Source organism: Kitasatospora sp. NPDC127111 (genome assembly GCF_042677465.1).
Lineage (GTDB): Bacteria > Actinomycetota > Actinomycetes > Streptomycetales > Streptomycetaceae > Kitasatospora.
On the sequence record NZ_JBHXTG010000084.1, the window covers coordinates 1 to 16,124 of the forward strand.

General features: G+C 74.7%; 17 protein-coding genes and 1 pseudogene. 9 read left to right on the forward strand and 9 right to left on the reverse strand.

What is annotated here, in order from left to right; translation table 11 throughout:
* Positions 1-92 precede the first annotated feature (92 nt).
* A complete protein-coding gene (locus ACFVHB_RS34330; RefSeq protein WP_380330041.1) occupies positions 93-332 on the reverse strand; it encodes a hypothetical protein in 240 nt (79 codons plus the stop codon).
* Between the two features lie 312 nt (positions 333-644).
* Between ACFVHB_RS34330 and ACFVHB_RS34335 the strand changes: the two genes are divergently transcribed.
* On the forward strand, positions 645-1,034 hold the full coding sequence (locus ACFVHB_RS34335; protein ID WP_380330043.1) for a peptidoglycan-binding protein: 390 nt from the start codon (positions 645-647) through the stop codon (positions 1,032-1,034).
* 131 nt (positions 1,035-1,165) lie between these two features.
* Here ACFVHB_RS34335 and ACFVHB_RS34340 read toward each other — a convergent pair whose 3' ends face one another.
* Positions 1,166-1,579: a cupin domain-containing protein gene (locus tag ACFVHB_RS34340; RefSeq protein ID WP_380330045.1), complete on the reverse strand. Its 414-nt coding sequence runs from the start codon at positions 1,577-1,579 to the stop codon at positions 1,166-1,168.
* Between the two features lie 52 nt (positions 1,580-1,631).
* Between ACFVHB_RS34340 and ACFVHB_RS34345 the strand changes: the two genes are divergently transcribed.
* The 3 genes from ACFVHB_RS34345 to ACFVHB_RS34355 all read left to right on the forward strand — a co-directional run bounded on the left by ACFVHB_RS34345 (position 1,632) and on the right by ACFVHB_RS34355 (position 4,030).
* Positions 1,632-2,624, forward strand: coding sequence for a GlxA family transcriptional regulator (locus ACFVHB_RS34345; RefSeq protein ID WP_380330047.1), 993 nt, complete (start codon positions 1,632-1,634; stop codon positions 2,622-2,624).
* Between the two features lie 282 nt (positions 2,625-2,906).
* Positions 2,907-3,551, forward strand: a complete 645-nt coding sequence (locus ACFVHB_RS34350) for a dihydrofolate reductase family protein (RefSeq protein ID WP_380330049.1) — start codon at positions 2,907-2,909, stop codon at positions 3,549-3,551.
* Between the two features lie 95 nt (positions 3,552-3,646).
* On the forward strand, positions 3,647-4,030 hold the full coding sequence (locus tag ACFVHB_RS34355) for a hypothetical protein (RefSeq protein WP_380330051.1): 384 nt from the start codon (positions 3,647-3,649) through the stop codon (positions 4,028-4,030).
* A 154-nt stretch (positions 4,031-4,184) separates the two neighbouring features.
* On the opposite strand, the gene ACFVHB_RS34360 is transcribed toward ACFVHB_RS34355, so the two are convergent.
* Entirely contained in the window at positions 4,185-4,541 is a 357-nt protein-coding gene (locus ACFVHB_RS34360; RefSeq protein WP_380330053.1) for a hypothetical protein, read from the reverse strand.
* Positions 4,542-5,149: 608 nt separating this feature from the next.
* Between ACFVHB_RS34360 and ACFVHB_RS34365 the strand changes: the two genes are divergently transcribed.
* The 3 genes from ACFVHB_RS34365 to ACFVHB_RS34375 all read left to right on the forward strand — a co-directional run bounded on the left by ACFVHB_RS34365 (position 5,150) and on the right by ACFVHB_RS34375 (position 6,790).
* Positions 5,150-5,482: a hypothetical protein gene (locus ACFVHB_RS34365; RefSeq protein ID WP_380330055.1), complete on the forward strand. Its 333-nt coding sequence runs from the start codon at positions 5,150-5,152 to the stop codon at positions 5,480-5,482.
* 401 nt (positions 5,483-5,883) lie between these two features.
* The gene (locus ACFVHB_RS34370) at positions 5,884-6,369 is read left to right on the forward strand and encodes a hemerythrin domain-containing protein (protein WP_380330056.1); all 486 of its coding nucleotides are present in this window, start codon (positions 5,884-5,886) and stop codon (positions 6,367-6,369) included.
* Between the two features lie 163 nt (positions 6,370-6,532).
* Positions 6,533-6,790 (forward strand): amphi-Trp domain-containing protein, encoded by a 258-nt coding sequence (locus ACFVHB_RS34375; RefSeq protein ID WP_380330058.1) that lies wholly within the window; start codon positions 6,533-6,535, stop codon positions 6,788-6,790.
* A gap of 94 nt (positions 6,791-6,884) precedes the next feature.
* On the opposite strand, the gene ACFVHB_RS34380 is transcribed toward ACFVHB_RS34375, so the two are convergent.
* From ACFVHB_RS34380 to ACFVHB_RS34400, 5 genes and pseudogenes are all read right to left on the reverse strand, one after another.
* Positions 6,885-8,612 carry a thiopeptide-type bacteriocin biosynthesis protein gene (locus ACFVHB_RS34380; RefSeq protein ID WP_380330060.1) on the reverse strand — a complete coding sequence of 576 codons (1,728 nt, stop codon included), beginning with the start codon at positions 8,610-8,612 and terminating at the stop codon, positions 6,885-6,887.
* A gap of 65 nt (positions 8,613-8,677) precedes the next feature.
* Positions 8,678-10,207, reverse strand: a pseudogene (locus ACFVHB_RS34385) (lantibiotic dehydratase family protein); the annotation flags it as partial.
* Positions 10,204-11,565 (reverse strand): lanthionine synthetase C family protein, encoded by a 1,362-nt coding sequence (locus ACFVHB_RS34390; RefSeq protein WP_380330062.1) that lies wholly within the window; start codon positions 11,563-11,565, stop codon positions 10,204-10,206. The gene ACFVHB_RS34390 and the pseudogene ACFVHB_RS34385, both read right to left, overlap by 4 nt.
* Positions 11,566-11,839: 274 nt before the next feature.
* Positions 11,840-12,610 (reverse strand): hypothetical protein, encoded by a 771-nt coding sequence (locus ACFVHB_RS34395; protein WP_380330064.1) that lies wholly within the window; start codon positions 12,608-12,610, stop codon positions 11,840-11,842.
* A gap of 200 nt (positions 12,611-12,810) precedes the next feature.
* Positions 12,811-13,194 (reverse strand): hypothetical protein, encoded by a 384-nt coding sequence (locus ACFVHB_RS34400; protein WP_380330066.1) that lies wholly within the window; start codon positions 13,192-13,194, stop codon positions 12,811-12,813.
* A 299-nt stretch (positions 13,195-13,493) separates the two neighbouring features.
* Between ACFVHB_RS34400 and ACFVHB_RS34405 the strand changes: the two genes are divergently transcribed.
* Together ACFVHB_RS34405 and ACFVHB_RS34410 are read left to right on the forward strand one after the other, a co-directional pair.
* Positions 13,494-14,192 carry an isochorismatase family protein gene (locus ACFVHB_RS34405; RefSeq protein ID WP_380330068.1) on the forward strand — a complete coding sequence of 233 codons (699 nt, stop codon included), beginning with the start codon at positions 13,494-13,496 and terminating at the stop codon, positions 14,190-14,192.
* Between the two features lie 90 nt (positions 14,193-14,282).
* Complete coding sequence (locus ACFVHB_RS34410; protein ID WP_380330070.1) at positions 14,283-14,810, forward strand: STM3941 family protein; 528 nt, start codon at positions 14,283-14,285, stop codon at positions 14,808-14,810.
* A gap of 174 nt (positions 14,811-14,984) precedes the next feature.
* Here the strand turns inward: ACFVHB_RS34410 and ACFVHB_RS34415 are convergent, their stop codons facing one another.
* A complete protein-coding gene (locus tag ACFVHB_RS34415; protein WP_380330072.1) occupies positions 14,985-15,803 on the reverse strand; it encodes a maleylpyruvate isomerase family mycothiol-dependent enzyme in 819 nt (272 codons plus the stop codon).
* Positions 15,804-16,124 lie beyond the last annotated feature (321 nt).

The following is a 16,124-nucleotide window of genomic DNA, read 5'->3' on the forward strand; positions in this document are numbered from 1 at the left end:
CGCCCGCTGTGGCCGGGCGCGCGGGCCCACCCCCCCCCCGCGCCGCCCCCCCCGCCACCCGGGGGGGGGGCCCGACGTGGGCAACTACCGGACTAAGCGAGGAACTTCGCGATCGCCGCCGCCTTGCGCTCCAGCTTCTCGGGGCTCACCGAGGCCAGCTCGGCGGCGATCTTGTCGGCGTGGGTCTTCAGCTGCTTCACCACGGTGGTGTCGGTGTCGCCCTCCCCCACCGTCCCCACCTCGGCGAGGCGGGCGGCCTGGATGCAGGTCTGCGTCTGCGGCTCCAGGATGGTCAGCAGGGCGTAGAACTTGGCGAGTTCCTCAGTGGTCATAACGGACTCCCAGAGTTTCGAGGGGGCACGGGCCATCACGTAACGTATCCGAACCACCACCCTCCGCCTCGGAGGCTCGCCCGCGAGCGGATCGCCCGCGAACGGCTCGGGCGCCGGACCGGGGCAAGGAGCACCGGATGGGCTGCTCCGGAACCAGACCGGCAGCCCCCCTCCAGCCCCGCACCCGCCGAATTCGCGTCTCATCAGGCGTTTGACGGGTTTACGTGGTCGTACGGTTGATGACGCGTCGGAAGCGCGAGCCCCGGCGCTTGTCACAGCGCGGGAAAAGCACGAGAAGTTGGGAAACGCACCATGAAGTTGAACACCAAGGCGGCACTGCGCACGGGGGCGGCCACCGTCTCCGCCGCTCTCCTGCTGGTCGGCGTCGGCGCCTCGGCGGCGAGCGCGCAGCCCGGCCTGCGCTACGTCCGCTACGGCGACAGCGGCGCGGCCGTGACGTGCGTCCAGCTCGCGCTCAACCACTGGAACTCCAGCCGCCCCGGCCTGCCCCACCCCGAGATGGGCCTGGAGGTGGACGGGCGGTTCGGCGGCGAGACCCTGCGGGTGCTGAAGGCGTATCAGAGTGCCCAGCACCTCGACGCCGACGGGATCGTCGGCCCGCGGACCGGCGACCTGCTCTACTGGGCCCACCTCCACCAGAGCGACCCGCACTGCTACACGGTCATCCCGACCCAGAGCTGACCCGGGGCCGGGCCGGGCCCGCACTGACCACGCGCCGACCACCCGCCGACCACCCGCCGTACGCCGGACGGGTGAACCGGCGGGGTGCCCGGCCCGGCGCCGTCCGTCCCCGCGGGGGCGGCGCCCCGGCCTCAGGGGGTGAGGGGGTGGCCGGTGGTGGCGTCGACGTGGGCGGGGACGGGGTCGTGGCGGTCACCGACGGTGGGGGTGCCGGCGGGCTCGAGCATCAGGATGGCGGCGCCGGCCGGGGCGTGGGGCTTGTGCTCGGTGCCGCGGGGGACGGTGAAGACGGCGCCGCGCGGAAGGTGGACGGTGCGCTCGCCCGCCGCCTCCCGCAGGGAGATGAACAACTCGCCGTCGAGCACCAGGAAGAACTCGTCGGTGTCGTCGTGGGCGTGCCACAGGTGCTCGCCCCTGACCTTGGCGACGCGCACGTCGTAGTCGTTGACCCGGGTGACGATGCGGGGGCTCCAGAGGGCGTCGAAGGAGGCCAGGGCCTCGTCGAGGGAGATGGGTGCGCGGTTCGCGGCGCTCGTGTCGTCCATGGACCCCATCCTGGTGCGGCGGTGCGACCGGGACGAGTGCTAGGAATCGCACATGCCGCATGATTCCTCTCAGCCGCCCGCCCGGGAGCGCCTCCACAGCGTCGTCGTCATCGTGGACGAGAACTCCAACCCGTTCGAGCTCGGCTGCGCCACCGAGGTGTTCGGCCTGCGCCGGCCCGAGCTCGGCCGGGACCTGTACGACTTCCGGCTCTGCTCGCCGCAGCCGCGCACCGCGATGCGCGACGGCTTCTTCACCCTGACCGGCGTCGCGGGCCTGGAGGCCGCCGACGACGCCGACACCCTGATCGTCCCGAACCGGCCCGACGTCGAGGTGCCGCGCCGTCCCGCCGTGCTCGACGCCGTCCGGCGGGCGCACGCGCGCGGCGCCCGGCTGGTGGGCTTGTGCAGCGGCGCGTTCACGCTCGCCGAGGCCGGGGTCCTCGACGGTCGGCGGGCCACCGCCCACTGGCAGTGGGCGGACGCCTTCCGGGCACGCTTCCCCATGGTGCGCCTGGAGGAGAACGTGCTGTTCGTCGACGACGGCGACATCCTCACCGCCGCGGGCAGCGCGGCCGCGCTCGACCTCGGGCTGCACGTCGTCCGCCGCGACCACGGCGCGGAGGTCGCCAACGCGGTCAGCCGGCGGCTGGTCTTCGCCGCGCACCGCGACGGCGGGCAGCGGCAGTTCATCGAGCGGCCGGTGCCCGCCGTCCCGGACGAGTCCCTGGCGCCGGTGCTGGCCTGGGCGCAGGAGCGGCTGGACGCGCCGTTGACCGTGTCGGACCTGGCCGCGCGCGCCGCGGTCAGCCCGGCGACGCTGCACCGCCGGTTCCGGGCCCAGCTCGGCACCACCCCGCTGGCGTGGCTGACCCAGGAGCGGGTGGCGCTGGCGTGCCGCCTGATCGAACGGGGCGAGTCCCGGCTGGAACTGGTCGCCCGGCACAGCGGGCTGGGCACCGCCGCCAACCTGCGGGCATCGATGCGCCGAGCGACGGGCCTGACCCCGACGGCCTACCGGCGCCGCTTCGGCCCGGACGCGGGGTGACACCCTCCCCTCCCGAGCAGGCGGATCCCCTCACGGCCTCGCGGCCTCACGGCCTCACGGCCTCGTGGCCGAGCCGCTGCGCGTCCCCAGCCGCGGCCCGCGACCCGCGGCCCGCAACCCGGTGCCGCGCGACGAACGCCGGCCACCCGGGTTGAACACGGTCTGTGATCTATCGTGAGCGGGAGTGCCGGCACGGCGTCCCGGCCTGGTGGTGTGAGCACGGCACCGTGGCGCTTCGAGATCGGTCGGCATGTGCTCTCTTCGACGAATCGGGAGTAAGGCATGGGCCTCATCCACATCGAAATGTTCGCGACCCTCGACCTCGTGGCGCAGGCGCCCGGCGGCCCCGACGAGGATCCGGTGGGGTTCCCGTTCGGCGGCTGGCAGGCGCCCCTGCTGGACGAGGTCGCCGGGACTCAGATCGGCGCCGCGTACGAGGGCACCGACGCGCTCCTGCTCGGCCGGCGGACGTACGACATCTTCGCCGCCTACTGGCCGCACCAGGAGGGCGGCGAGGACAACGAGATCGCCGAGCTCTTCAACCGCGTGCCGAAGTACGTGGCCTCCCGGGGCAGGCCCGACCTCTCGTGGGCCGGGTCCACGCAGCTCGGCCCGGACCTGGCCGGCGCGGTGCGGGAGATCCGGGACCGGCACGAGCACATCAAGGTCGTCGGAAGTCTGAACCTGGTGCAGAGCCTCCTGCGGGAGAAGCTCTTCGACCGTCTCGACCTCTGGGTGCACCCGATCGTGCTCGGCGTCGGGAAGAAGGTGTTCGACGGCGGCGCCGTCCCCACGAACCTCACGCTCCTCGAACCGCCGGCTTCCAGTCCGAAGGGCACCGTGTACCTGCGCTACGGGCTCGCCGACGGCACGCCCGGGACGGGCGACATGAGCGCACCCGACCGTGGTCTCGGGCACGACGCCTGAGGCAGCCCCCGCGCCCGGTCCCTCCGCCTCGTGGCAACCGGGCGGGCGCCCACCCGCGTCCCCGCATCCGGATTCGGGGAACAGGACGTGAGGACTTGGTGGACGACAAGAGGGGCCGGGGCGGACAGATCCTGGCTGTCATCGGCACCGGGTGCCTCGGTGTGCTGCTGTCACTGCTCGGCGCCGGCGGCTCGGTTGCCGTCATCAGCCGCCGCTGGGCGCGCTGCACCGGAGGCGTTCACGCCACGGGCGACCGGATCACCCTGCAGTTCCTGCTGTTCGGCTCGCCCTTTCTCCTGCTGGCCGTAGGGGCGGCGGGCGCGATCGGGATGCACTGTTGGACCCCGTTCCAGCCCCCGCTGAAACGCTTCGGCCTGATGACGCTCGCCATGCTGGCGGGGATCGTGGCGGTGAGCGCCTTCCTCGTGCTCTTCAACGGGCCCAACCCGCACGTCGGGGTGCCGTGCGAAACCCGCTGAGGCCACGTGCCCTGCCCGCGGGCTTGCGGGCAGGGCACGTCGGCGTGCACGGGAGCCGTCGAGCCTCACGCCACCCATGGCAACGCGCCGGGGCTCGGGGAGCGGGCGCGGTCAGCCGGGCGAGGTGGCCGGGCGGGCGCGGGTCAGGCGCCGGTCAGGCGGTTTCCTGCATGTAGCCGGAGCAGCGGTCGAGGTCCCAGCTGATGTCGACACAGACCCGCCACCTGAGCGGCTGCCCCCAGAGCCCGCTGTCGATGACCACGTCCTTCCACTTGCCGTTACCGCGGGAGTTGGTGATCCGACCCTGCTTGACGCCGTCGGCCCACCACTCGATGAAGACGGAGTTGCCGTCGGGTTCGGTGTCACCGAGCCCGAACATGTGCTTGTTGGGGTCGTAGTACGCGTAGGCGCCCTTGATGTAGGTGTTCGACGCCGCGGCGTTGCCCGCGACGCCGAGCAGCGCGGCGCCGGTCAAGGCGCCGGCGATGGCGATCCTCGCGGTCTTGCGCATGGTTCCCGCCCTTCGTTTCGTGGTGGTGGCCCCGGTTCCGGCCGAGCCGTCGGCGGTGCCGAGGACGCTCAGCCGACGGCGGCTCCGGTCCGTGGGCCGGCCCCGGCTCCAGCCCGTGTCCGCCGGGTGGTGGGACGTGCCGTGGCGACGTGACGTGCCGTGGTCGGGATCCGGGTGGTCCGAGGTCGTGACGATGAGTTTCCGCGACACGCGGAGCGGCTCCTTCCGGTCGGGACGTCCGGCACCGACGGTCGTGCGGCGCGCGGACGGGGGCCCGGCTCGCCGGTGGTCCGGCGGGCCCGGGTCCACGGTCGCGGACCGCGCCATGGATCGGCTTCGGGTTCGCTATGGCCTGGACATGCCCACCCGGAAGACGGGGTGAGGACGAGGGACGGCTCGGCCGGAGCGCAGGACCTTGGGGTAGCTGGCTCCCCCACGCCTTCCGAGAGCGTCTCCGGTCTTCCGCGTCGGGAGTTCCCCCCTTCGGACGTCGTCGCCGACGGCGAGGGGCGGCACCGGTCGGACGACGGACCTCGGGTTCGCCACTCGGCTGCTCCGGATGCCACCCAGCGGATGCGGCGTACGGGCCCCGCGGCCACGTTGGGGAGATGGACACAATCGTCGTGCTGGAACTGGACACACCGACCAACGTCCGGGTCCTCGGACCCGACCGCACGCCGGCGGAACCCGCCAACCCGGTGCGGCGCACACACTCCGCACCCGTGGAACCCTCGGGTGCCTGCGGACCCCTGACCCTGTGCGGCCTGGACACCTCCGAGATGGCCCTCGCCCCGCTTCGGTCCGCCCACCTCAGGCAGCGTTGGCACATCTGCGGCACCTGCCAGTCCGCCGAGCGGAACCCCGCACCGCACGCTCCGGGGCCGCCGCGTCCCGACAGCCCCGAGGACGACGACGACGCCGGGCAGGCCCCGGAGCGCTGAACCACCACCCCGCTCCGTTGCTCGGCCGCCGACCACCGCCCGGACGACGCGGCGAGTACGGTGGCGGTGGGGTGGGCCCGGCGGGGTGCCGCCGGGCCCACCGGAGCACCGCCGGGCCCACCGGCGCCGGGTGTGATCCGGGGCGGACATCCGGTGGCGGATCCCGTCGTTCAGCCCGCGGACCGGAAAAGCGCATGCCGAGAAAGGCCGTTGACGGCCACGTTCACCAACCACCCTGCTCCGCATCCGTGTTCACGTGCTCCGCGTGCGGACGAGGCGCTACCGGCGAGCGGAACCTGCTTGCCGCCGGGCCGAGTTGCGTGATCAGATGGCGGCAGCATCGCGTGCCGGTGACGGACTGCGTCAGGCATGGAGGTGCGGAATCGAAGGGGCTGCCATCCGTGGCCACCCACGACGGCGACCGGGTGGTCGCCCTGAGCCGGCAACTCACCCAAGCACATCACGAACTGCGCCGCCGGCTCGGTGAGATCAGGACGAACATCGGACACCGCCGGTTGGCCGACGACACACTTCTCACCCACTGCCTGGCCTTCTGTGCCGCGTTGACCTCACACCACCGGGGCGAGGACGACGGCATGTTCTCCCAACTGCTGCGGGAGCGCCCGGACCTCGCCGGGACGGTCGCGAAACTCGTCGAGGACCACGGACTCATCAGCTCGATCCTGTCCCGGGTCGGCGAACTCGCCAACCGGGCTGCCGGATCCGACGGCCCGGCACTGCAGGCGATCGGGCGCGAGCTCGACGGGCTGGCGGCGATCATGGAATCCCACTTCAGCTACGAGGAGCGCACCATCGGTGCGGCGCTCGACGGCGGAACACCTGACCCCGACTGGCCCGAACGGGTCTTCGGATTCGGTGGGGCATGAGCTGCCGGCGCCGCCGCGCCCCAGGTCGTGCGGCCGGTCGGCATCGCTGCGGGGACGGGCGGCACGGCGTACGGTCCGTGCCGCCGGGCCGATGGAGGGGAGCGGCGCGAGAATGGGAGGCACCTGCTGTTTCCATCCGTTTCCATCGGCTCGGGAGGCATCCGTGAAGGATCTTGAGTTCGAGCAGAAGCGCACCCTGTCCCGTGTGGAGGCCGCCGATCAGCTCGAAGCGCTGGCGGCCGCGCTCAGGCGCGGTGGCCAGGCGGAGCTGGACCTCGGTCCCGGGAAGCTGACACTGCGGATCCCTGACGAACTCCGCACCGAGCTCGAGGTCGAGCTGGAGGACGGCGAGATCGAGCTGGAGATCGAGCTGTCCTGGCGCACGGGACAGCCGGAACGGGCTCTCGACGGCAGCGACTGACCACCGCGGCGGTGGCCGCTCCCCCAGCCGGACCGCGTGCCACGTGCCACGTGCCGCGTGCCGCTGTCGGCGGTCAGCGGTCAGCGGTCAGCGGTCAGCCCACGGGGGCCCGTACCAGGCCTTCCCTGGTGCGGCGCAGCAGTTCGAGCACCTGCCGCTCGTCGGCGTCCAGGCCCACCAGCCGGTTGAGGTGCATGTGGACGTAGGAGCGGCACAGCTCGGTGTGGCTGCGCGCGATCCTGCCCTCCCGCCGCAGGGCGGTGAGCAGGTCGGCGGCGGGTGCGAGGGCCTCGCGGCGCTCGGTCAGCATCAGGCGCAGGGCGGCGGTGTCGGGGCAGTCGGGTCGGCCGAGGGCCTCCCGCAGCCGGTGCCCGCGCCGGCGGTACTCGTCGCCGCCGTCGCGGGAGGTGTCGCCCGCGCCGCGGCAGAACGCCAGGCGTTCGTCGGGCGCCAGGCCCAGCGAGCCGAGCAGGTCGTCGATGCTGCTGACCGCGAGGTCGGTGCGGTCCAGCGCGAGTTCGCCGTCCTCGCCGGCCTGGAGCAGCCGCGCTACCGAGGTGCTGTCGGCACCGAAGACCGCCTCCGCCGCGCGCATGCCCTCGGTGCCGCCGTAGCGCTCGATCTCCCGCTCGTAGGTGTCGAAGCCGAACCTGGTGCCGAGGCCGGTCGCCACCAGGTCGCCGGCCCAGCGGCAGGCCTGGTCCATCAGCGGGCCGAGCAGGACGGACCGCTCGCCGTGGAAGCGGATCCGCAGGTGGCACTCGGGGTCGGTGTAGCGGATGAAGAACCAGCTGTCGGCGAGCCCGGTGGCGGTGACGAACTCCCCGAAGGTCCGCACCGGTCCGGCGATCAGCTCGTCCTGCTGCCAGCGGCTGCCGTAGAGCTTCAGGTAGAGCCAGTCGCTGCCCGGCGGTCTGAGCCGGGTCTCGGTACGCACCCCGGCCGCGTCGGCCACCCCGATCGCCCCGGCCACTCCCGCCACTCCGGCCGCCTCGGCCACTCTGGCCACTCCCGCCACCCCGGCCGCCTCGGTCGCCCTGGTCGCCCCGTCGAGGACCACAGCCGGTGCCGTGCCGCCCGGTGACGCCGCCTGCCCGGCCGCGCCCGCCGGCCGGGAGCGGTCCGTCGGCGCGCTCCCGTCGGACCGGGCCGGCTCCCGGCGGACCAGTGGAACCACGAGCTCGCAGATGTGTCCCCCGTCCGGGCCCGGCAGCCAGGCGTCCGCCAGGTCCGGAAGCGCCTCCTGGAGCAGCGCCGATCGCGCGTCGGGCAGGCCCTTCAGCTCCTCCCGCAGCACCTCGACCTGATCCGGGTCGGAGAGGTCGAGCAGGAGCCGGTTGTCGCCCGAGCTCAGGTACACCCGGCGGGGCACGGCCCACCGCTCCCGCCATGCCGCCAGGGCGTCCGCGAAGGCGCCCGCGGACGTCCGGGCGGGCAGGTCGGCGGCGTCGAGGCGCCACTGCGCGAGCGTGAGGACGAGCCGGCCGTACCGGACCTGCGGCAGGAACGAGAGCCCGTTGGCCGGCCCCCAGGAGAACGGGGCCAGCTGGCAGCGCCCGTCGGCCGCGGCGTCCAGCAGGAAGCGGACCGGCGCCGGCGCGCCCATCGAGTTGAGCATGTGCCCCTGCACGCCGACGACGCGCGCGCCCCCGGCGGGCCACTCGACGCTCAGCCGTCCGGCGTGCAGTCCGACCACCAGTTCGTCGAGCGGGACGACCCGCCGGTGCGGCACGCCGGGGGCGGTGCCGAGCACGATCTCGTGGGCGCGGACCGCCGGCCGGACGGCGACGTTGGCCGCGCGGGCCCGCTCCGGCAGGTACACGAGTTCGGCCAGCAGGGCGTCGGGGCCGGCTTCCTGCTCCAGCCGGGGGCGATCTCGTCGAGGCCCGCTCGGGCGGCCGGCCCGAGCAGGTCGACGAAGCGGCCGAGGTGACGGCCGGCCGCGGGTGCGCCGAGGTTGGGCCCGACCACCAGCCGGAACTCCCCGGCGTCCACGGCGGCCGGCGAGGCGGCAGCGACGAACAGCGAGAGCTCCAGCGAGGGTGGACACGAGGCCGGGTCGGGGCGGGGCGCGGTGAGCTCCTCGACCTGCCGGTCGGTCAGCTCGACCAGCCGGCGGCGCTCCCGGTTGGCGGCGAGGGCGAGGTCGAGCAGCAGCCTGCCGCGCCGCTGGTCGGCCGGTGACGCCGCGTGGTTCGACGGTGGGTCGAACGGGGGCCCGAGCCCGACGTCCGGGTCGATCAGCTCCAGCAACGGGACCCTGCGCTCCAGCCCGTACCTGTTCAGGAAGGAGCGCCGGTAGTTCTCCAGCCGTGGCGGGCCGGCCGGATGGGGGCTGAGCCGGAGCAGCAGTTCGGCGGCGCGGACGGCCTCCTCCGCGAGCTCGGTGTGCAGGCCGTGGCCGCCCAGGGTGAGCGCCAGGTCGGTCTGCAGGACGGGGGTGGCCGGCCCGGCCGGGTGGAGTGCGGTGGCGCGTCCGACCAGCTCCGGCCAGCCGTCGATGCGTGCGGCGAGCGGGAGGCCGTCCCACCGGGCGAGGCCTCGGGAGAGTTCGCCGAGGCCGGCGGCGACGTCCTGCCCGGCGGGGACGTCGGCCAGTCGTCGCAGCACGTGGCCGGTGGGGTCTCCGCCGGTGAGCGGCGGCCGGAGGTCCGACTGCAGGAAGCCCTGGGCACGCAGCCGCTCGACCAGCGCCGCCGCCTTGCCGGGTGTCGCGCCCGCCAGTCGGGCGAGGCCGGCCGCAAGGACGTCCGGCGGCGTCGGCGTGCGCGCTTGCTCCAGCACCTGGCGGACGGCCGCGGTGAGCCGGATCGAGACGCCCGCCGTGCCCCCGTCCGCGCCGCCGCCTGGCCCGCCGCCCGGCCCGCCGCCCGGCTGGCCACCCGGCCCGCCGGTCGCACCGGCCGCGCCGGCTGCGAGCAGTGCCCGACCGCCGCGCAGGACGACGGACGCGTTGGTGGTCAGCCGCAGGCCGGCGCGGACGTCCGGGTCCTCCTCCAGCCGGTGGACCAGTCCGAGCAGCCAGGCCATGTCGGGCCGGGTGCGGGTGTGCGGCGGCCCGGGGGCGAGCGCCAGGTCGGTGCGGTCGCTCCAGCGGGCCAGGCCGACCCCGGCGAAGACCCCGAACGGCGTGGGCCGGGTGCACATCCGGATCAGGTAGCGGGCCAGCTTCCCGCGGACCCGGCGCGCCGCGGGGTCGTCGGGCGGGGTACGGGCGAGGGCCGCGGCCAGGTCGTGGCTGGCCACCTGGACGGCGAGCCGGACCCGCGGGTCGGCGGGCGTGAGGGTGGTGCCGTCGGTGGCCGTCGCGGCCCCGGCCAGCGCGTCGGCGGGTAGCAGGGGCGCCCGCACCATGGCCCAGCCCAGCGGCCGGTAGAGCGGCCGGCCGGCGCGGGGTCCGGGGGCGTCGGCGGTCATGACAGCAGGAAGAGCCGGTCCCAGCCGGGCTCGGCGTCGGTCGCGGCGGCCAGCAGCACCATGGCGACACCCGCGGCGCCGTCCAGCAGGCCGGGCCGGTCCACCCGGTTGTCGCCGGGCTCCACCGCGGCGTACCCGAGCGGCCGGGCGGGCTCGAACCGGGCGAGCAACTGGTCGACCAGGTGTTCCGCGCCGGTGACGAACTGCGGCAGGCGGATGTCGTGGGCGAACCGCAGCACCACCTGGAGGAGCCCGGCGACACCGTGGCAGAAGGTCGGCGAGTAGAGCCAGCGGGCGGACGGCGGCCGTCGCAGCACGTCGGTGAGGGCCTCCACGGCCAGCGCGCGCAGCCGTTCGTCGTCCAGGGCCACGCCCGCGTGCCACAGGGCGCGGGCGATCCCGGGGCTGCCGTAGCACCAGGAGCTGCGGCCCGGGACGGGCGGCGGGGCGGGCGGCTGCCCGTCCGGCGGCAGCAGCGGGAAGGCCGACGGCCAGTTGATCCCCCAGGCGTCGTCGGTGCGGTGCACCGTCAGCCAGTCCGCCAGGTAGCGGACCGCCTCCACCTGGCCGGGCACCCGGTGGCCGGTCTCAAGGGCCAGCGCGAGCACCGCCAGCGGGCCCGGGATGCCGTGCGCCAGACCGCAGTTGAGGTTCCCGTACGGGTAGGTGGCACGCGTCGAGGGGTCACCGAGCAGCTCCGGCGGGGTGGCCCAGCGCGCGGCCATGCCGTCCGGCACGGCCAGCCGCACCAGCGCGCCGAGCAGGGCGGAGAGCGACGCGTCGAGCGGCCGCGGGAGCGACCCGCGCGGACCTCGGGGCAGCAGAGCGGCGGCCAGCCCGCTCGCCCCGGAGACCAGGTCGAAGTCGCTCACCGGCCGGCCGGGGCGGTCGGCGGCCAGCCGGGCGGCCACGGTGCGCGCGCGTGGCGCCAGTTCGTCGTCGAGGGCGCCGAGCGCGCGGCGGTAGCGGGTGCCGTCGCGGCTGAGTGCCGCGACGGCGAAGGCGGTGCCGCCGAGCCCGCTGAACAGGCCGGTGTTGAGTTCCCCGGCGCGGCGCGCGGCTGGCGCCCCGGTCCCGGCCCCCACCAGCCCGGCCCCCTCCAGCCCGGTGGCCAGGAAGCCGTGGCCGACGCGGTCCCAGCCCTGCTCCGGCCGGCAGCGGTCGAGGTACGCGCAGAGCAGCGCGATGCCGGGGTCGCCCCCGGCGAGCCCGTACGGAAGCCACCCGACGGTCTCCGGGTAGCGGGTCTGCCGGGCGGAGAGGGCGAGCGCCTGGCAGATCAGCCCGCGGTCCACGCATCGTTCGGCGACCTCGGCGGCGACCGTCAGCGCGGCGGCCCGCCGGCCGCCGTCGAGCACGCCGCCCCACGGTCGGGGTGCCGGTCCGGCCGGTCGGGGTGCCGGTCCGGCCCCCGGCCCGGTTCCGGGGGCGGCATCAGGGCCGGGCGCGAGGGCCGTTTCGGGGCCGGGCGCGAGGGCGGCGCCCCGGCCGGGTGCCCGGCCGGGTGGCGGGCCGGGTGGCGGGCCGGTGGTGCGGTGTCCGGTCACGCGACCTCCTTCGGCCGGCCGTCCTGACGACGGGCGGTGTCCCGGTGGCGGGCGTTCTGCTCCGCGACGGCCCGGGGACGCGGGGTCAGCAGATCCCGCAGGTCTCGCACGCGGTCTCGATCTCACTCGGACCGCAGGGCGACTCGCCGGGCAGCGACAGCGGACAGCAGCCGGTGCAGCCGGTCCGTTCGCAGGTGCCGCAGGTGTGGCACGTCCCGCCGCACGAGGGCGGCGAGCAGGTGGCCTCGCACGTGAACGGACAGGTGTCCTCGCAGGTGACACACGTGCCGTCGCAGGAGGCGCAGGTGGCCCACTCCCAGGTCTGCCAGCCGCACGCGGCGTCGAACGTCTCGGCGGCAGCGGCCACGCCCCTGCGGGCCGCCCGCGGATACCGGGGTGCCCGTGCCGTCCGGGGCGCCCGGGGCGGCCGCGGTCCCGCCCGGGGAACGCGGCGGACGTCGAGGTCGAACTCGTCCGGCGTGCGGACCGAACCGGAGTGGGTGTAGGCGATGTCGGCGCCCTTCCGGAGCGTGACCTCGGTGGCCTCCGCTCCGATGAACGGCGGCTGCTCCGGGGGGATCCGGACGCTGTCGACGGCGTCCTCGGCCCGGAACTCGACGTAGTAGTCGAGCCCTTTGGTGAGGTAGAGCCGCCGGTGCCCCTCGCGGTCGCTGTCACCGAGGAAGCCCTTGAGCGTGAGCCCCCGCTCGGGCGGGCGGCCCGGCTCCGGGCGGAATCGGTCGACCAGCGGATCCTGCGGCCCGTGGATGTCCCGGGTCCGGTCCGGTCCGTCGGCAGGTGGCCCGCTGGGTCCCCCGGGTCCGCCGCGTCCGCCGTCGTCCTTGTCGTCGGTCATCACAGACCCCCCTCGTCGGGGTGAGGGTGATTCCATGCTTTCACCGGCCCCGCAGCCGGGCAACCTTTGACTCTCCGTGACCGCTGACGCAGCGTGACCACTGGTGCGGGGTAACCCCTGCCGCGGGGTGACGCGACGTGACGACCGAGGCGGCAGTGACGACCAACGCGACGGATGACCGACGCGACGTCGGACGCACCCTAGGACGCGCCTCCTTGCTGCCGGCTCATCCAGTCGGCGATGGCCTGCTCGGTCCGGGCGAGCTGGTCGGTCGGGCTGAACTGCAGCAGCTCCGTGCCGGCGTCGACGTACGGCCGGTGCCCCGGCGGCTGGTAGAACGCATCACCGGCCTCGTACACCTCTTCGTGGTCGCCGAAGACGAAGCGCATGCGACCGGCGATCACATAGCCCCAGTGCGGGCACTGGCAGGCACCGCCGGGCAGCGCCTGGAGCGGCCCGTCCAGGTCGGCATCGGCGCCGAAGGAGACGAACTCGACGGTGTAACCGCCCATCTCGGCCCGCCGGTCGGTCACCGGACCGAACTCCTGCACCTGCGTCGCCGACTCCTTGGAGACCTTCGGCATCCGTGAACTCCTCGATTCGAGACCTTGCCCCGGTTACGAGTCGATCACCTCGCCCCGCACCGCGCATCCGGAGACACCTGCGGGCACGACCCGAGCCCGCTGCCGTCGCAGCTCGGCCTTCGCGTCCGCCGGCCGAGGCTCACCGTGCCGTGCCGGGCACGCACGACCCCCGGGGTGAGGCACTGTCCGCTGACCTCCCGGTGGATCCGGCCGCTCGGTGCGGGTGTCGCCGTGGGCGTGGTCGCGGGTGGCCGCGGGAAGATTCATCCCGGCCACCGACGAACCGACTGTGGGGACGCATGCAGACCGACTCCAGGCTTCACGACTGGCGGATCGACTGCCGGGAGTACGCGCGGCAGGAGAGGAGGCGCGGCAGGCGGCACGCGTACGAGAGCCTCGACCCGGCGCGCACCGCCCTGATCGTGATCGACATGGTGCCGTTCTTCGCCGCGGCGAACCCCTACGTCCGCGGCATCGTGCCCAACATCGGCCGCATCGCCGAGGCGCTGCGCGCGGCCGGCGGTCTGGTCGTCTGGGTGCTGCCGGCGGACCAGCCACCGCTCGGGAGAGCGAGCACCGAGTTCTACGGACCGACAGTCGGCGAGATCTTCGCCGCGACCGGCGGCGAGGGCCCGCTGCGCGCGCGCCTGTGGCCGGCCCTCGACGTGCGACCGGACGACGTGCTGGTGGAGAAGACCGCGTACAGCGCCTTCTTCCCCGGCCGTTCGCCGCTGCCGCCACTGCTGGCGGAGCGCGGTGTCGACACCGTCCTCATCACGGGCACGCTCACGAACGTCTGCTGCGAGTCCTCGGCCCGGGGCGCGGCCACCACGGGCCTGCGCGTGCTGATGGTCGCCGACGCGAACGCCGCACGGTGCGACCGGGACCACAACGCGACGCTGCACACGATCTACCGGTCGTTCGGCGACGTACGGACGACGGGAGAGGTACTGGTCCTGATCGGGCGGCAGGAAGGGGCGGCGCCGCGTACCCGTTGACCGGGCGCCGCTTCCGGGGAGCGCGTCGTGGGGATCGGGATGGGCGGGCCGGTGGACCGGGCCCGGACGGCGGGCGCTAGCTTGTGCCGCGTGATCGAAGAGACCGCGGCCCCGGCGCCGACCGTGTACCACTCGTCCCGGCTCCGGACGGTCCTGATGCTGGCCGGGTCGGTGGCGTTCGTGGCCCTGGGCGCGGCCTTCCTGGCGGGGCACGACTCGGTGAAGGCGGTGCTCGCCGGCGGGCTGGCGGTGCCGTTCTTCGGCCTCTGTGCCGCGGTGCTCACGAGCCGCCTCGTCCGGGGCCGGCCCGAGCTGGTGCTCGACGCGACCGGGCTGGAAGGCATCCAGCTCGGGCGGATCGCCTGGAGCGAGATCGCCGCGGTCCGGATCCGGGCGATCAGCGTCGGGGGCGCCACCCAGCGGATGATCGAGCTGGTCCTGCACGACCCGGCCGGGTACCTGGCCCGGGCCCCGCGGATCGTCCGGGCGACCGCCTCCTCCAACCGTCGTCTGGGCTACGGCCCGGCGAACATCTCCGCGAACACCCTGCCCGTGGGGCCCGAGGCGGTCGTCACCGCCATGCTGCACCACCACCCGGAGCTGATCGTCGAGGGCTGAGGGCCCAGGACCAGGGCGGCGGCGTGCCGTGCCCGGCGGCAGGCCTCCTGCCCAGAGGGCAGGAAATCCTTCGGCTCCAGACGGTGAAGAGGTGTCACTTGGGCGGTGGCTGACCGGAAGATTTCCGGCGCGCGCGTGTTCAAGCGGTGTCCCGGGGGCCGTCGCCCGCCGGGCTCAGGGGGCCGCGAACAGCCCGGGGAAGGCCGGGGCCAGCCACGGCCGGCGGCCCCAGGCGAGCACCTTGCCCCGGGCGAGGGCGTCGACGGCGGTGTAGCGGCCCAGCGCGATGAGGAAGAACGCCACCGGCTCGGTGAGGATCGTGCAGTCCGGGCGCCGCGGCGGCTCCGGGTTCACCACGGCGGCACCGTCCGTGAAGGTCACCGCGAACCCGCCCAGGCCGCGCACTCGCAGCTTGTAGCAGGCGTTGTGCCCGGCCGCGGCACGGGCGTCCGTCACCCGCGGCATGGCCGCCCGCAGGAACGGCATCGTCAGCCCGACGCGGTGCCGGTCGATCGGGTGCGGCCGCCCGAGGGCGACGGCGATGTCGTAGAGGTGGCCCAGCATGTGGGTCAGCAGGTACGCGCCGAGGGTGTCCAGGTCCATCGGGCCGAGCGGGGTCAGCACCGGCTCGGTGCCGGGACGCGGGCCGGCCGCCACCGTGAACTCCCGTGCCCGCCGGGCGATCTCCCCGGCCAGCACGGCCGGGTCCCGCTCCGGCCGCGCGGCCAACGAGGCCGCGTTCGCCGCGGCCAGCGACCCCGCGCTCCCGTCCCCGTACGGCCGTTCCTCGCCGGCGGCCAGTGCGGCCATCAGCTCGTTGGCCATCGCCAGGTGGGCGGCTGCCTCGGCGACCGTCCACTCGGCGCCGGGTATCGGGGTGTCGCCACGACAGCCGGCGAGCAGGGCGATGGCCTCGTCGCCGACCGCGGTGACCGCCTCGAAGAGCGCGGTGCGCGCGCCGGCAGGACAGCGCGAGGGGAACGGGAGCGTCATGACGGTGAACACTGACCCACTCCCCCACCCGTTGTCCAGACCCGGCTCCGGGAGCGGGGCCCCGGCCCCGATGGTGCGGACGTCGCGGCCGGTCCCGCGGATGTGATGCGTACGGAACGCGGGAGTCGCCGGTGGGTCGCGGGCGTGGACGTGCGTGGCAGGCTGCTGGGCCGTGGCATTTCGTGTGCATGCGTTTCAGCGTTGACCGCGGCGGTCGCGACTCTGCTCGGGGGGTTCCCACCGACGAGTTCTGGCTCACCGTCAAGGACTGGCGGGCCGTGCTCCGCGTGCGCCTCGTCCCCGCCGGGTGACCCGGTCTGC

Bases quoted from the DNA above. Each gene is read 5' to 3' on its own strand.
- ACFVHB_RS34330 (WP_380330041.1), bottom strand. From the start codon at position 332: ATGACCACTGAGGAACTCGCCAAGTTCTACGCCCTGCTGACCATCCTG.
- ACFVHB_RS34405 (WP_380330068.1), top strand. From the start codon at position 13,494: ATGCAGACCGACTCCAGGCTTCACGACTGGCGGATCGACTGCCGGGAG.
- ACFVHB_RS34335 (WP_380330043.1), top strand. From the start codon at position 645: ATGAAGTTGAACACCAAGGCGGCACTGCGCACGGGGGCGGCCACCGTC.
- ACFVHB_RS34365 (WP_380330055.1), top strand. From the start codon at position 5,150: ATGGACACAATCGTCGTGCTGGAACTGGACACACCGACCAACGTCCGG.
- ACFVHB_RS34395 (WP_380330064.1), bottom strand. From the start codon at position 12,610: ATGACCGACGACAAGGACGACGGCGGACGCGGCGGACCCGGGGGACCC.
- ACFVHB_RS34400 (WP_380330066.1), bottom strand. From the start codon at position 13,194: ATGCCGAAGGTCTCCAAGGAGTCGGCGACGCAGGTGCAGGAGTTCGGT.
- ACFVHB_RS34345 (WP_380330047.1), top strand. From the start codon at position 1,632: ATGCCGCATGATTCCTCTCAGCCGCCCGCCCGGGAGCGCCTCCACAGC.
- ACFVHB_RS34350 (WP_380330049.1), top strand. From the start codon at position 2,907: ATGGGCCTCATCCACATCGAAATGTTCGCGACCCTCGACCTCGTGGCG.
- ACFVHB_RS34415 (WP_380330072.1), bottom strand. From the start codon at position 15,803: ATGACGCTCCCGTTCCCCTCGCGCTGTCCTGCCGGCGCGCGCACCGCG.
- ACFVHB_RS34340 (WP_380330045.1), bottom strand. From the start codon at position 1,579: ATGGACGACACGAGCGCCGCGAACCGCGCACCCATCTCCCTCGACGAG.
- ACFVHB_RS34360 (WP_380330053.1), bottom strand. From the start codon at position 4,541: ATGCGCAAGACCGCGAGGATCGCCATCGCCGGCGCCTTGACCGGCGCC.